This window comes from Halorubrum sp. 48-1-W, assembly GCF_003287355.1.
GTDB lineage: Archaea > Halobacteriota > Halobacteria > Halobacteriales > Haloferacaceae > Halorubrum.
The window spans coordinates 25047-38836 of sequence record NZ_QMIM01000023.1 but is presented as its reverse complement, the minus strand read 5'-3'; the positions used below and the strand labels follow the sequence as shown (position 1 = coordinate 38836).

The following is a 13790-nucleotide window of genomic DNA, read 5'->3' as shown; positions in this document are numbered from 1 at the left end:
TGATGACGATGGCGGATCCCAACCGAAACTACGTCGACGGGGAGTGGATCACGGCGTCGACCGGCGAGACGGTCGCGGTCCGGAACCCGGCGGAGCCCGACGAGGTCGTCGCCAAGTACCAGCAGTCCGGCGCCGCGGACGCCGTGGAGGCGGTCGAGGCGGCAGCCGCCGCACGGAGCGAGTGGGCGGACACGCCGGCTCCCGAACGCGGGCGGATCCTCCGGGAGACCGCGATGACCCTCGAGCGACGCGAGGAATCCCTCACCGACCGGCTCATCGCCGAGGAGGGGAAGGCGCGCCCGGAGGCGGCCGGGGAGGTACGGCGGGCGATCGACGTGTTCCACTACTTCGGCTCGAAGGCGGCCGATCTGGGCGGGACACGGAAGGCGTCGAGCGGCCGCGACGTGAACCTGTACACGCGGGTCGACCCCGTCGGCGTCGCGACGCTGATCACGCCGTGGAACTACCCGATCGCGATCCCGGCGTGGAAGCTCGCCCCCGCTCTCGCGACGGGCAACGCGGTCGTCCTCAAGCCGGCGTCGCTCGCGCCCGGCGTCGCGCTCGCCGTCACCGAGGCGCTCGACGAGGCGGGGCTTCCAGACGGCGTGTTGAACGTCGTCACCGGGCCCGGGAGCGTGCTCGGGGACGAACTCGTCGAGCACGACGCGGTGGACGCCGTCTCCTTCACCGGCAGCGGACGGGTCGGCGAGGCGGTGTATCGCCAGGCGACGGCGGCCGGCAAGCGGGTCCAGACCGAACTCGGCGGGAAGAACCCGACGGTCGTGACGGCGTCCGCCGACCCGGCGGAGGCCGCCGAGATCGTCGCCGCCGGCGGGTTCGGCACGACCGGGCAGTCGTGTACGGCCTGCTCGCGCGCGATCGTCCACGAGGACGTCGCGGACGCCTTCGTCGACGAGTTGGTGAAGCGGGCCGAATCGATCGACGTCGGGCCGGGCGACGACCACGAGATGGGTCCGCAGGTCAGCGCCGAGGAGTTGGAGTCCACGCTGGAGTACGTCGACGTCGCCGTAGACGAGGGCGCGACGCTCGTCGCCGGTGGAGGCACTCCCGACGGCGACGCGGTCGGGACCGGCCACTTCGTGGAACCCACCGTCTTCGCCGACGTCTCCTCCGACATGCGGATCGCCCAGGAGGAGGTGTTCGGCCCGGTCATCGCGGTCATCGAGGTCGGTGACTTCGACGAGGCTATCGCCGTCGCGAACGACGTCGAGTACGGCCTCTCCGCGAGCGTGGTCACCGACGATCACGGCGAGGCCAACCGGTTCGTCGACGAGATCGAGGCCGGCGTCGTGAAAATAAACGAGAAGACGACGGGCGTCGAACTCCACGTCCCGTTCGGCGGCGTCAAACGGTCCTCCTCCGAGACGTGGCGCGAGCAGGGCGACGAAGGTCTCGAGTTCTACACCATCGAACGAACCGTGTACGACAACTACTGAACGTCGTGCCACAGGTCACCTTTCCGATCGGATCGTCCCCGGCGACGGGAAGACGTTCACCCGCCCGACGACGGGAGGCTGTTCACCCGACCGTCGACGAGGGGGTGCCCGCAGGTGTGACGACGCTGGATCGTCTCGGGTTAGCCAATACCCAAGATAATATATAATACTGGGAACTGATATTATTGACGGAAAACGATCGAAAGCGGGCCGTCGAGCCCCGTCGATGACGGGAAGTCGTCGGTAACACGGTGCTAGTAGACGGTGATGTTCATTTCAAACATATTAAATAAAAGTTTAATATAAAGATATAATCGACTGATAAGTGTAAGAATTAGATAAATACTTGGAAATGTAGATTACCCTTTGAGACCGACCGGAGCGTTTCCGATGGTAAACGAAACGTCATTGACGGCGTGAACACAGAGAAGCACGTCCCTTCACCAGCTCGCGTCCCATGTTCGGAGGGCTTCCTTTCGCGATGTTGTTACTTTCAGAAGGTTATCAGGCGGTAGCGTCGATCGATCTCTTTTCAGGGAGCCGTTGGACGACGTCACGAGATCGACGACGAGTAACGTATTAAAATATATTGTAACTGATAATTTTGTGTTATTATAATTTTTGTGAGTATCTAACTCCGTAGAACGCTCCGTCCTGGACGGGACGAAGGAACGCCCGGAAACGACGAGGCGAGCGACGAACCGACCGGTTACCTTGATATCGATTTTCGTATATGGTGGTTTCCGTATCCGTGGATAACTTATATAACGGCCACCGCCGTGGATGTACGTATGACGGCAGGACCACCGATCGAGGAGATCCACTTCGATGACGCGCCGAACGTCGACTCGGTTCCGGGCCCGAAGAGCCGGGAACTGCTGGACAAACAGGAGCGCATCGACAGCAGCGCGGTCGCGTACCCCGAGGACATCCCCGTCGCGTTCGAGTCGGGGAAGGGCGCGACGATCCGCGACGCGGACGGCAACACCTACATCGACATGTTCGCCGGCATCGGCGTGTTGAACGTCGGCCACTCGAACCCGTACGTGCTGGAGGCGGTCAGAGAGCAGACCGAGAAGCTCGTCCACACCGTCGACTTCCCGACGGAGGCGCGTCTCGACCTCATCGAGAAGCTCGACGAGATCGCGCCGCCCGGGCTCCGCGGCCAGAACCGGGTCGTCTTCGGCGGTCCGACCGGCAGCGACGCGGTCGAGGCCGCGATCAAGCTCGCGAAGTACAACACCGGCGGCGACGGCCTGATCGCCTTCCGCGGGAGCTACCACGGTGCGACCTCCGGCGCGATGTCGCTCACCTCGAACAAGGGGTTCAAGGACGACTACACGCCGCTTCTACCCGACGTGGTCCACGCGAAGTACCCCTCGCCGTTCATCGACCGCGAGGAGTCGGGCAACGCCGGCTCGGTCTGTCCGGTCGCCGACGGCGAGTGCTGTGAGTCCTTCTCGTGTGCCCGCGCACTCAAGGAGGTCGAGGAAATCATCGAGGACCCCTACGGCGGACTCGCGAACCCCGCCGGGATCTTCGTCGAGCCGATCCAGGGCGAGGGCGGCGTCATCGTCCCGCCCGAGGGGTTCCTGAAGGGGCTCCGCGAGATCGCTACCGAGAACGACATCCCGCTCATGTTCGACGAGATCCAGAGCGGCATGGGCCGCGCGGGCCAGTGGTGGGCGAGCGAGTGGCACGGCGTCACGCCCGACATCATGACGACCGCGAAGGCGCTCGGCGGCGTCGGCTTCCCGCTCTCGGCGACGATCTACCACGAGGACCTCGACACGTGGGACGCCGGCGGCCACGCCGGCACCTACCGCGGGCACGTCGTCGCGATGCGCGCCGGCACCCGCGCGATCGAGTACGTTCAGGAACACGACCTGCTGGCACACGCTCGCGACCTCGGCGAACACATCCGCGACCGCCTGCGGACCGCGGGCGAGGGCAACGACCGCCTGGGTGAGGTCCGCGGCCGCGGGCTGTTCATCGGCGCGGAGTTCGTCGACGCGAACGGCGACCCCGACGGCGACGCGGTCGAGGCGATCCAGCAGTACTGCTTCGAGCACGGCGTCCTCGTGTGGACGGCCGGACGCCACGGCAACGTCCTCCGGCTCCTGCCGCCGCTCGTGTTGACCCGCGATCTGGCCGACGCCGCGTTGGACGTGATCGAGGAGGCGATCGAGAGCGTCACCGCGGAGACGGCCGCGTCGCGGTAGTCCCGAAACTGCCGGGGCCGATCGGCCGAGATCGGGCGGTCCGGCGGGATCGAGCGGTCCGAGTCGGGGGCGGGCACCCGCCGACCGAGCCGTAATCGCCGACCGAGCGTAATCGCCGACTGATTCTCTTAAATACGTTCACGGCATACCGCCTGTGAAACGATGTCCCACGACGTGCGGAACAGACTCTCGTCGATCCGGCGGGCGTTCCACAGACACCCGGAACCCGGCTGGTGTGAGTTTCGCACGACGGCCCGGATCGTCGAGGAACTGGAGCGGATCGGCGTCGACGAGCTGGCGATCGGGCGGGAGGCGCTCTCCTCGGACCACCGGATGGCCGTCCCATCGGAGGAAACCCTGGACGAGTGGCGCGACCGGGCGGTTGCGGCGGGCGTCGACCCCGCCCTGCTCGAGTCGACCGCGGGCGGTCACACGGGCGCGGTCGCGACCGTCCGGAACGGCGAGGGACCGACGGTCGGGCTGCGGGTCGACATGGACGGCGTCTCGATCCCGGAGTCGGATACAGCGGGTCACCGACCGGCGGACGAGGGGTTCCGATCGGAACACGAGGGGTACATGCACGCCTGCGGCCACGACGCGCACCCCACGATCGCGCTCGGAACGCTCGAGGCGGTGAAAGCGAGCGACTTCCGAGGCACGTTCAAGGTGTTCTTCCAGCCGGCCGAGGAGATCGCCGGCGGGGGTAAACCACTGGCCGAGGGCGGGCTCGTCGACGACGTGGACGAACTGCTCGCGTTCCACCTCGGACTCGGACGGCCGACGGGCACGGTCGTCGCGAACGCCACCCGTCCGCTCGCGATGGCGCACATCAACGCGACCTTCGAGGGGGCGAGCGCGCACGCCGGCAAGGAGCCGAGCGGCGGGACGAACGCGATGCAGGCGATGACGACGGCGGTCCAGAACGCCTACGGGATCGCCCGCCACGGCGACGGGCTCACGCGGGTGAACTTCGGCCGCGTCGAGGGCGGGAGCGCGAGCAACGTGATAGCCGAGGAGATCACCCTCGACGGCGAGGTCCGCGGCGAGACCACCGCGCTGATGGAGTACATGCGGACGGAACTCGAGCGGGTGTTGTACGCTGCCGCGGAGCTTCACGAGTGTGACGTGGTGATCCGCCGGATCAGCGAGTCGATCCGTGTGGACGGCGATCCGACGCTCGCGAAACTCGTCGCGGACGTGGCTCGAACGGTACCGTCGATCGAGGAGGTGGTTCCCGAGGCCCCGCTGGAGGCGAGCGAGGACGCGACGTTCCTCATGGACCGCGTCCACGGGAACGGCGGGCGGGCGCTGTACCTCGTCGTCGGCGCGGACCACCCGACCAGCCACCACACGCCGACGTTCGACCTCGACGAGCGAGCGCTCGACGTCGGGGTCGAACTCCTGACCGAGGTGGTCTCGGCTCTGGGTGCCGATCGGTCGGAGGACGGGGACTGTTCCGACCACAACCATTAATCCGCTGAGTCTCCGGTTTTCGGGTATGTCCGAAGACGAGCTACCCCCGTCGCTCGAAACGGCGGCGGACGCCGACCGACCCCGCGGGATCTTGACCCCCTCGGACCGCGATTTCCTCCTCGGTCGCAAGACCGACTACACCGAACACTCCAGAAAACAGAAGCGCAACCGGATCCGCCGCCGGGTTCGCAACGCGATACTCGATTTTAGCATCCTGTACGAGTGTCTCGAGGACCGCGACCGAAAGACAGTCTTCGACCCCGACGACGAGGACCACGAGGCGTACACGCGAGGGATCACCGACATGCTCGCGTTCCTCCACCTGGGGACGATGGGGTACGTGACCCCGTTCAAGGACATGCTCTCGGAGGGCGTCGCCAAGTCCGAACAGCGGCTCGCGGGCTCCGACTACCGCATGGTCCGGGTGGAGTTCAACGTCGACCCGGTCGGCCAGATCGACGTCGACGAGGTGATAGCGAAGATCGAAGCCGACGAGTTCGAGCGGATAACCGACGAGGAACTCCGGGCGTTCGTCCGGTTGCTGTCGATGTCCGACGAGTTCGCGCCCGACGACGTCCGCGACGGGATCAAATCGCGCGTCGACGAGTTCGTCTCGGAGATCCGCGAGAGCGAGGACCGGCGCGACCGGACCGTCGAGGAGCTGACGACGGGCGACCGGCGCTGAGGACGGACACCGGGGTCGGGACCTCCACCGTCGACGCCTTCTCTCCCCCTTCGCGACCCGCGAGGACGCGAGTCACCTGAAGTTTTATCGCTTGGCCGTCGTAGGGATCGGTATGAAACACGCCCAGGGGGAACTCCTCTCGATCGACCTGACGGACAGGACGGTTACGACGGAACCGATCGACGACGTACTCTCGGAGTTCATCGGAGGACGGGGACTCAACACCCGACTCGCCTACGAGCGGATCCCGTTCGACGCCGACCCGCTCGGCCCGGAGAACCGGTTGTTCTTCTCGACGGGACCGATGCAGTACTCGACGACCTCGTACACGGGGCGCATGTCGGCGACGGCCGTCTCGCCGCTCACGAACGGACTCTGCTCCTCGAACGCCGGCGGGTTCCTCTCGCGGAACTTCACCGGAGCGGGCTACGCCGCCGTCGAACTCGTCGGCGCGAGCGACGAGTTACTCGCGGTCCACGTCCGCGAAGCGGACGAAGACGGGACGCCGGCCGTCGAGTTCGAGGAGGTCCCCGACCTCGCCGAAGCCGAGGTGTCGGCGGTGTCGGACCGGTTCGAGGCGGACCACGGGGTGGGGGCAGAACACGTCGCGTGTGTCGGCCCCGCCGGCGAGAACGCGGTCCGGTTCGCGTCGATCATGACCTCGGACACGCGGGCGTTCGGCCGCGGCGGGCTCGGGGCCGTGCTCGGGTCGAAGGGCGTGAAGGCGCTCACGTTCGACGGCGACGCCGACGCCGAGATCGACCTCGACTGGCCCGACGACGCCGGCGACGTCCACCGGGAGGCGGCGACCTCCGACTCGATCATGAAACGACAGGGGACCGCGAGCGTGACGGAGCTGGCCAACGAGGTCGACGCCCTCCCCTCGTATTACTTCTCCGAGCGGTCCTTCGAGGGCGCGTCGGGGATCTCCGGGGACCGCGTCGAGGAGAAGAAGTACAAGAAGGGCACCTGCTCGAACTGCGCGTTCGCCTGCAAGCTCCCGACCCGCGACGAGGACCGCGGGATCGAAACCGAGGGGCCGGAGTTCGAGACCGTGATGGCGTTCGGGAGCAACGCCGGCGTCGACGACGTCGTCGACGTGATGGCGGCCAACGAGCTGTGTGACGAACTCGGGATGGACACCATCTCGTGTGGGGACGTGGTGTCGATGTTCCTCGAGAGCGAAGACGAGTTCGGGAACGCCGAACTCGTCCGCTCCGTGGTCGAGCAGATCGCCTACCGCGAGGGCGTGGGGGACAAGCTCGCCGAGGGGGTCCACCGCGCACACGAGGAGTTCGGCGCGGAGGACTGGACGGTCAAGGGAATGGCGTTCTCGGGCCACGACGGACGCAAACTCAACGGCCAGGGGCTCGCGTTCGCGACCGCGAACCGCGGTGCCGACCACATGTACGGCGAGTTCTACCCGTACGAGTACCCCCTCGTGAGCAAGGAGGAGGCGCTCGACCCGAGCGGGTTGGAGGGGAAACCGCCGAAGCTCGTCAAAAAGGAGAACCGCAACGCGGTGCTCGACTCCGCGGTCATCTGTAAGTTCTCGCGGGGAATCGTGACCGACGACCGACTCGGGGCACTCCTCGACGCCGACTACGAGGACCTCGTCGATCTCGGCGGTCGGATCGTCGAACTCGAGCGCGCGTTCAACAACGCCCGCGGCTTCGACCGGGCCGACGACACGCTCCCGTACGTCGACCAGATCGAGGGCTTCGACGAGGGGCTCTCGGAGTACTACGAGATCCGCGGCTGGAACGACGACGGGACGGTTCCCGGATACGACGACGGCGTCGTCGGACGGTCCGCCGGGACCGCCGACGACTGAACGGGGTCCGCGACCCGATCACGGACGGCCCGTGGTCCGATCACGGACGATCCCCACGACGGTCGCGGAGTCGACGCTGTGGTTCTCGAAGCGCGCGCTACCCCCGTCGTCGGCGACGTCGGACCCCGAGCCGTCGGCGAGCGCGCCGACCTCGACGCGGGCGTTGGCGGCGCGGACCACGCCGTCGGTGTCGACGATCACGACCGGAGCCCGTCGAGCGCCTCCGGGAACCGGTCCAGGGCTACTGCTCCGACGGTTCGTGAACGTGGCCGCACTCCGGACAGCGGACCTCCTCGCCGCGGAGGTCGGCCGAGGAGGTTCGGACCTCGCGCATCACCTCGCTGATCCTGTCTTCGGCCTCCAGCTCGTCGGCGACCGCGAGGTCGACCCCCTCGACCTCCAGGAGGAACTTCGCGACCTCCGTCACCTCGTACATCATCTCGTCTAAGTCCTCCGCGGTGAAGAAGCCGGACATCGCGCCGTAGAGGAACGTCGCGCCCGCCTTCGTCACCTTCTCCTCGAAGGAGTACCGCGCCTGGTTGACCGCCTGTGGCGTGTAGGTGTCGGTCATGAACGGGACGAGTTCGGGGAGGTTCTCTCCGATCTTCGTCATCTCGACGCCGGTCTCCGTCCGGAAGTCCGCACAGAGCCGGGCGATCGCCCACTCGCGGGCCGTGATGTACGTCCGGTCGCGGAGGAACTCGTTGACTCGCTCGTACCGCGCGCCGTCCATCTTCTTGAACCGCTCGTACTTGCGCACGTCGCGGGGGACGTCCTCGGCGTCGGCGGCGTCGACGTCCTCGGCGTCGGCGGAATCCGTGTCGCCGGCGGCGACGTCCTCGGCGTCGGCGGAATCCGTGTCGCCGGCGGCGGTGTCGGCGTCGGAATCCGTGGTGTCGCCGCCGTCGCCATCGAGGTCCGCGTCGGCCGGCGCAGCATCGGCAGTATCGGCTCCGGAGTCGGCGGGGTCGGCGGGGGAGCCGGAAGGATCGGTCATGTTCCACCACACTCGACGGGCGGATGAAAGGGTTGTGGGTGGCGTCGGGACCCCCGTGGAGCCGGTCTCCGTCCCGCACGGCGAACCCTTTTTAGACCGGCACGCGAGGTGGGAGACATGAAGGTGCTCTGTGGGATCGGCGGAAGCGACGACTCGCTCCGGGCGCTCGAGCGGACGGTCGACCGCGCCGCGGTCGCCGGCGACGAGCTCACCGTGGCGGTCGTGGAGAACCCGGACTCCGACGTCGCCGTCGAGGAGGTGGCGAAGCGGGCCGAAGAGGCGATCGACGAGGCCGGGATCGACGCCGAGGTCCGACGCGTCGAGGGCGACCCCGGGAGCCGGCTCGTCGACATCGCCGAACGGGAGGGGTTCGACGAGATCGTCCTCGGCGGCGGACGGACCAGCCCGATGGGGAAGATCACCATCGGCCCGATCGCCGAGTTCGTCCTGTTGAACAGTATGACGTCGGTTACGCTGGTCAGATGAACGACCGACGGTACCCGGAGACGACGGCCGACCGGTTCGAGTCGCCGCCGATCGCGTTCACCGACCGGACGGGCCGCGAGGTCGAGATACGCGCCTACGACGGGTCGGCGGAGGCCGAGGAGGCGCTGGTGTCGATGTACACCGCCTTCGACCCGTCGGACCGCGCACAGGGGATCCCGCCGGGCGGGGAATCGCGGGTCCGCACGTGGCTCGAGGCGATCCTCGCCGACGACTGTCTGAACGTGATCGCCTGGTGTGACGACGAGGTGGCGGGCCACGCGACGCTCGTCCCCGACGGCGACGCCTACGAGCTCGCGATATTCGTCCACCAGACGTACCAGGAGGCCGGGATCGGAACGCGCCTCATCCGCGGCCTGCTCGGCCACGGACAGGCCGAGGGGGTAGAGAAGGTGTGGCTCACCGTCGAGCGGTGGAACCGCGCGGCGGTGTCGTTATACGAGAAGATCGGCTTCGAGACGTCCAACGCCGAGAGCTTCGAGTTGGAGATGGCGCTCCGGTTGAACGAGTCGAGCGACGAAGAGTGAACGACCCGTCGTCCGATCCGAACCACGGGATCGCGACCGGACCACGCGCGTTTGGCCCGGGAGACCACGTTTTTACGCCGGGCCGTGGACCCGTCCGTATGGACTACAGCCGGCTGGGATCGACGGGAACCCGCGTCTCCGACCTCTGTTTCGGCACGTGGCGTTTCGGGCGGAGGACCGGGGGCGTGCTCGAAACGGACGAGGAGCGGGCCCACGACCTGCTCGACGCGTTCGCCGACCGCGGAGGCAACTTCATCGACACCGCCAACGTCTACGGCGACCCGAACGGGACGAGCGAGGAGTACGTCGGCAACTGGCTCGCCGACCGCGACCGCGAGAAGTACGTACTCGCCTCGAAGGTGTACTTCGGGTTCGACGATTCCCACCCGAACGGGTCGGGGCTCTCCCGGACCCACGTCCGGAACCAGATCGAGGGGACGCTCGACCGGCTCGGCACCGACTACCTCGATCTGTACTACATCCACCGGTGGGACGAGGGGACGCCCATCGAGGAGACGCTGTCGGCGCTCGACGGGCTCGTCGCGGACGGAACGGTGAACTACCTCGGCGCGTCGACGATGGCGGCCTGGCAGCTCACGAAGGCGCTCTGGACGTCCGACGTGAACGACTACGAGCGCTTCGAGGTGACCCAGCCGCTGTTTCACGCCGGCTACTACGAGGACGTCGAGGAGTACCTCGCGGTCGCCGCCGATCAGGACCTGGCGGTCTGTCCGTACTCGCCGCTCGCGGGCGGCTTCCTCACGGGCAAGTACACCCGCGCGGACCCGGACGACCCGAAGTCGGTGCGGGCCCCGGACGGCTCCCGCGGGAGCTTCGACGAGCGGTTCGAACGGTTCTATCTGTCGGAGCGCGGCTGGAAGGTGCTCGACGCGGTCCGGGCGGTCGCCGACGAGGTCGACGCCACCCCCGCACAGGTGGCGTTGCGGTGGCTCATGGACCAGGACGCGTTCACCTGCGTGCCCATCGTCGGCGCGCGGACGGTCGACCAACTGGAGGAGAACCTCGGCGCTGTGGACGTGTCGATCACCGCCGACCAGCACGACCGGATCACGGACGCGCGGTACGACGAGGACGGTCGCCGGTGGGGGCACTGATCGACACGAGCGGTCGACGCGGGTCCGACCGGCGGGTCGTTTTTATATCGTGGACTGCGAACGCGAGAGCATGAGCGAGGATGACACGACGGGAGCGATGTCGGCCGAGGAGTTCCGTTCGCTGACCGACGGGCTGGTTCGACAGGGCTCCGGCGGCGGCACGACGGTGTACAAGAACGCGGCCGGCGTCGGCTGTCCGAACCCGGAGTGTGACCTCGGCGTGTTCCAGACGCTCTTCGTCAGCGACCACGGCTGGCAACGGATCGGCGCGACCCGCGACGGGATCGAGCTGTGTATCTGTAACACCGAAGACCGCCGGCTGGTGTTCATTCACGACGAGTGATCGACCGAGGGTCCGCGTCGACGCGGACCGCACCGATTCAAGGGCGTCGGCACCGACGGACCCGTATGAACGACGAAAGACCCGAGCGGGACGTGGACGGCCGACGGACGGACGGCGGGAAGACGGACGACCGTGACGCGGTCCGGGCGAACACGCCGGGGCGTGGGGTCACCCCGGACGCGGACCCGATCGAGGCGAGCGCGCCCGAGGAGTTCGGGCTCGTCCAGGCGTGGTGGGGCGACGGGAAGGGAAAGACGACCGCCGCGCTCGGGATGGGCGCCCGCGCTGTGGGACACGGCTACCGCGTCCACATGCTCCAGTTCATGAAGGGCGGCGCGGACTCCGTGGAGGCCGTCCGCGGCGAGTACAACGCGATCCGCGCGATACCCGGCTACTCCTTCGAGAACACCGGCCACTACGGCTGGCACGGGCTGGCCGACGGCTCCGCGGACGACGAACACGAGCGGAACGCCCGGGCCGGCCTGGACCGCGCACGCGAGCTGGTCGACGCCGCCGCGGACGCCGACCTCGGAGCGCCGATCCCGCTCGACGCCGAGCCGGAGGCCGGCGTCCACATGCTGATCCTCGACGAGATACTCTACGCTGTCGACCGCGGGCTGGTCTCCCCCGAGGAGGTGCTCGGGTTGATCGAGGACAAGCCGGACGGGCTCGAACTCGTCCTCACGGGGAGCCACGAGCGTCCATCGTACCTCGCGGACACTGCCGACCTGATCACCCGGGTCGGCAAGGAGAAACACCCGATCGACGCGGGCCAGCGCGCCCGGAAGGGCACGGAGTACTGATGGGACCCGGGTCGGCGGACGGGGAGGATCCGGACGCGGTCGACGAGGCGCGCGTTGGCGACGACCCGGATACAGTCGACGACCCACACGCCGCCGCCCGGACGCTCCTCGTCGCGGGCACCGCCTCCCACGTCGGCAAGTCGACGGTCGCCGCCGGGCTCTGTCGGCACCTCGCGGACGCCGGCGTCTCCGTCGCCCCCTACAAGGCCCAGAACATGTCGAACAACGCCCGAGCGGTCCCCGTCTCGCCCGGCGCCGGCGTCGACGCGGCGTTCGGCGAGGTGGGCGTCTCCCAGTACGCTCAGGCGCGCGCCGCCCGCGTCCCGCCGGAGACGGACCACAACCCGGTTCTGCTCAAACCCCGCGGCGCGGGCGAGAGCCAGCTCGTCGTGAACGGGCGGGCGGTCACCCACGCCACCGCCGCGGACTACTACGGCGGGCGATGGGAGGAGGCGCGCGCGGCCGCGGCGGCCGCCCACCGGCGGCTCGCCGCCGACAACGACGTGGTGGTCGCGGAGGGCGCGGGCTCGATAGCCGAGATCAACCTCCACGACCGCGACCTCGCGAACGTGGAGACGGCGCGGCTGTTCGAGGACGCGGATCGGTCCGCGGCGACGGGGCCGTCGGGGGGCGCGGAAGTCCTCGTCGTCGCCGACATCGAGCGCGGCGGCGTCTTCGCGTCGCTCGTCGGAACGCTCGAGTTGCTCCCAGCGGACCTTCGAGATCGCGTCGTCGGCGCGGTCATCACCAAGTTCCGGGGCGACCGCGACCTCCTCGAGCCAGGGATCGACACGTTCGAGGAACGGACCGACGTCACGGTCCTCGGCGTCGTCCCCTACGACGACCCGGGGCTCCCGGAGGAGGACAGCGTCGGGCTCCCCGACCGGGGCGAGCGCGGGGTCCGCGGCGCGGACGACGGGGTCGCCGACGCCGACGCGGTGACGGTCGCGGTTCCCCGACTTCCGCGGATCTCGAACGCGACTGACGTCGAGCCACTCGCAGCCGAGCCGGGCGTCAGGGTCGCGTACGTGCCGCTCGAGGACGACCTCGCGGACGCCGACGCGGTCGTGATCCCGGGCACGAAGAACACCGTCGACGACCTCCACGCCTGCTGTGAGGCCGGGTTCGACGACGCCCTCCGCGCGTTCGACGGCCCCGTCGTCGGCCTCTGTGGGGGGTACCAACTGCTCGGCGAGCGGATCACGAACGCGGGCGTCGAGAGCGCCGACGACGACGTGTCCCGCGTCGTCGAGGGGTTCGGGCTGCTCCCGGTCGAGACCACGTTCTCGGCCGAGAAACGCGTCGTCGCTGGCGACTTACGGCTGGATGCCGACCGGACCGATCTCGTGGCGGCGACCGCGACGTCGAGTACCGGTGACGGGACCGTCCTCGACGTCGCGGGCTACGAGATCCACATGGGCGAGACGGGTCGGGTGGCCGGGACGGAGGCGGCGACCGCAGCGCTCACGACGCCCTTCTCGGAGCCCGCCGGCGGCCGGGCCGGCGTCGAACTCGGCACAGCCCGGGGCGACGTCCTCGGGACGTACCTCCACGGGCTCTTCGAGAACGACGCCGTCCGGAGGGGGTTCGTCGCGCGCGTTCGCGAGACCGCGGGTCTGGACCCCGACGTCGACCGCGTCCGCGACCGACCGGCCGGCTCCGGGGACGGCCCCGAAGACTCCCGTGACGGCCCCGAAGACTCCCGTGACGGCCCCGGCGCCCCTCGTGACCCCTACGACCGGGCGGCCGACCTGCTCCGGGAACACGTCGACCTCGACGCGCTGGGGCTACCGACGAACGCTCCGGCGCGGGCTCGTTCCCGGTAGGTAT

Annotated in this window: 13 protein-coding genes; 11 read left to right on the top strand and 2 right to left on the bottom strand. The window is 68.5% G+C overall.

Annotation, left to right across the window (positions count from 1 at the left end):
• Positions 1–8: 8 nt before the first annotated feature.
• The 5 genes from DQW50_RS11620 (at position 9) to DQW50_RS11600 (ending at position 7671) form a co-directional block, all read left to right on the top strand.
• Complete coding sequence (locus DQW50_RS11620; protein ID WP_112079475.1) at positions 9–1457, top strand: aldehyde dehydrogenase family protein; 1449 nt, start codon at positions 9–11, stop codon at positions 1455–1457.
• 791 nt (positions 1458–2248) lie between these two features.
• The gene (locus tag DQW50_RS11615) at positions 2249–3679 is read left to right on the top strand and encodes an aspartate aminotransferase family protein (RefSeq protein WP_112079441.1); all 1431 of its coding nucleotides are present in this window, start codon (positions 2249–2251) and stop codon (positions 3677–3679) included.
• Positions 3680–3841: 162 nt separating this feature from the next.
• On the top strand, positions 3842–5152 hold the full coding sequence (locus DQW50_RS11610; RefSeq protein WP_112079440.1) for an amidohydrolase: 1311 nt from the start codon (positions 3842–3844) through the stop codon (positions 5150–5152).
• Positions 5153–5177: 25 nt separating this feature from the next.
• Positions 5178–5837, top strand: coding sequence for a hypothetical protein (locus tag DQW50_RS11605; RefSeq protein ID WP_112079439.1), 660 nt, complete (start codon positions 5178–5180; stop codon positions 5835–5837).
• 112 nt (positions 5838–5949) lie between these two features.
• A complete protein-coding gene (locus DQW50_RS11600; protein ID WP_112079438.1) occupies positions 5950–7671 on the top strand; it encodes an aldehyde ferredoxin oxidoreductase family protein in 1722 nt (573 codons plus the stop codon).
• An 18-nt stretch (positions 7672–7689) separates the two neighbouring features.
• Here DQW50_RS11600 and DQW50_RS17875 read toward each other — a convergent pair whose 3' ends face one another.
• Both DQW50_RS17875 and DQW50_RS11590 read right to left on the bottom strand, forming a co-directional pair.
• Positions 7690–7872: a hypothetical protein gene (locus DQW50_RS17875; protein WP_157964862.1), complete on the bottom strand. Its 183-nt coding sequence runs from the start codon at positions 7870–7872 to the stop codon at positions 7690–7692.
• A 40-nt stretch (positions 7873–7912) separates the two neighbouring features.
• The gene (locus DQW50_RS11590) at positions 7913–8668 is read right to left on the bottom strand and encodes a DUF5806 family protein (RefSeq protein WP_112079437.1); all 756 of its coding nucleotides are present in this window, start codon (positions 8666–8668) and stop codon (positions 7913–7915) included.
• Between the two features lie 117 nt (positions 8669–8785).
• Between DQW50_RS11590 and DQW50_RS11585 the strand changes: the two genes are divergently transcribed.
• The 6 genes from DQW50_RS11585 (at position 8786) to DQW50_RS11560 (ending at position 13786) form a co-directional block, all read left to right on the top strand.
• Positions 8786–9154, top strand: a complete 369-nt coding sequence (locus DQW50_RS11585; protein WP_112079436.1) for a universal stress protein — start codon at positions 8786–8788, stop codon at positions 9152–9154.
• Positions 9151–9699: a GNAT family N-acetyltransferase gene (locus tag DQW50_RS11580; RefSeq protein WP_112079435.1), complete on the top strand. Its 549-nt coding sequence runs from the start codon at positions 9151–9153 to the stop codon at positions 9697–9699. The genes DQW50_RS11585 and DQW50_RS11580 overlap by 4 nt, the downstream gene beginning before the upstream one ends.
• Positions 9700–9797: 98 nt before the next feature.
• Positions 9798–10814 carry an aldo/keto reductase gene (locus DQW50_RS11575; RefSeq protein ID WP_112079434.1) on the top strand — a complete coding sequence of 339 codons (1017 nt, stop codon included), beginning with the start codon at positions 9798–9800 and terminating at the stop codon, positions 10812–10814.
• A 70-nt stretch (positions 10815–10884) separates the two neighbouring features.
• On the top strand, positions 10885–11157 hold the full coding sequence (locus tag DQW50_RS11570) for a hypothetical protein (protein ID WP_112079433.1): 273 nt from the start codon (positions 10885–10887) through the stop codon (positions 11155–11157).
• A gap of 65 nt (positions 11158–11222) precedes the next feature.
• The gene (locus DQW50_RS11565) at positions 11223–11960 is read left to right on the top strand and encodes a cob(I)yrinic acid a,c-diamide adenosyltransferase (RefSeq protein WP_112079432.1); all 738 of its coding nucleotides are present in this window, start codon (positions 11223–11225) and stop codon (positions 11958–11960) included.
• Entirely contained in the window at positions 11960–13786 is a 1827-nt protein-coding gene (locus DQW50_RS11560; RefSeq protein ID WP_112079431.1) for a cobyric acid synthase, read from the top strand. The genes DQW50_RS11565 and DQW50_RS11560 overlap by 1 nt, the downstream gene beginning before the upstream one ends.
• Positions 13787–13790 lie beyond the last annotated feature (4 nt).

What these genes read in the sequence shown, in the direction of transcription:
- DQW50_RS11610 (WP_112079440.1), top strand. Translation starts at nt 3,842, where the DNA reads ATGTCCCACGACGTGCGGAACAGACTCTCGTCGATCCGGCGGGCGTTC.
- DQW50_RS11615 (WP_112079441.1), top strand. Translation starts at nt 2,249, where the DNA reads ATGACGGCAGGACCACCGATCGAGGAGATCCACTTCGATGACGCGCCG.
- DQW50_RS11570 (WP_112079433.1), top strand. Translation starts at nt 10,885, where the DNA reads ATGAGCGAGGATGACACGACGGGAGCGATGTCGGCCGAGGAGTTCCGT.
- DQW50_RS11585 (WP_112079436.1), top strand. Translation starts at nt 8,786, where the DNA reads ATGAAGGTGCTCTGTGGGATCGGCGGAAGCGACGACTCGCTCCGGGCG.
- DQW50_RS11575 (WP_112079434.1), top strand. Translation starts at nt 9,798, where the DNA reads ATGGACTACAGCCGGCTGGGATCGACGGGAACCCGCGTCTCCGACCTC.
- DQW50_RS11565 (WP_112079432.1), top strand. Translation starts at nt 11,223, where the DNA reads ATGAACGACGAAAGACCCGAGCGGGACGTGGACGGCCGACGGACGGAC.
- DQW50_RS11620 (WP_112079475.1), top strand. Translation starts at nt 9, where the DNA reads ATGGCGGATCCCAACCGAAACTACGTCGACGGGGAGTGGATCACGGCG.
- DQW50_RS11590 (WP_112079437.1), bottom strand. Translation starts at nt 8,668, where the DNA reads ATGACCGATCCTTCCGGCTCCCCCGCCGACCCCGCCGACTCCGGAGCC.
- DQW50_RS11580 (WP_112079435.1), top strand. Translation starts at nt 9,151, where the DNA reads ATGAACGACCGACGGTACCCGGAGACGACGGCCGACCGGTTCGAGTCG.
- DQW50_RS11605 (WP_112079439.1), top strand. Translation starts at nt 5,178, where the DNA reads ATGTCCGAAGACGAGCTACCCCCGTCGCTCGAAACGGCGGCGGACGCC.
- DQW50_RS11600 (WP_112079438.1), top strand. Translation starts at nt 5,950, where the DNA reads ATGAAACACGCCCAGGGGGAACTCCTCTCGATCGACCTGACGGACAGG.
- DQW50_RS11560 (WP_112079431.1), top strand. Translation starts at nt 11,960, where the DNA reads ATGGGACCCGGGTCGGCGGACGGGGAGGATCCGGACGCGGTCGACGAG.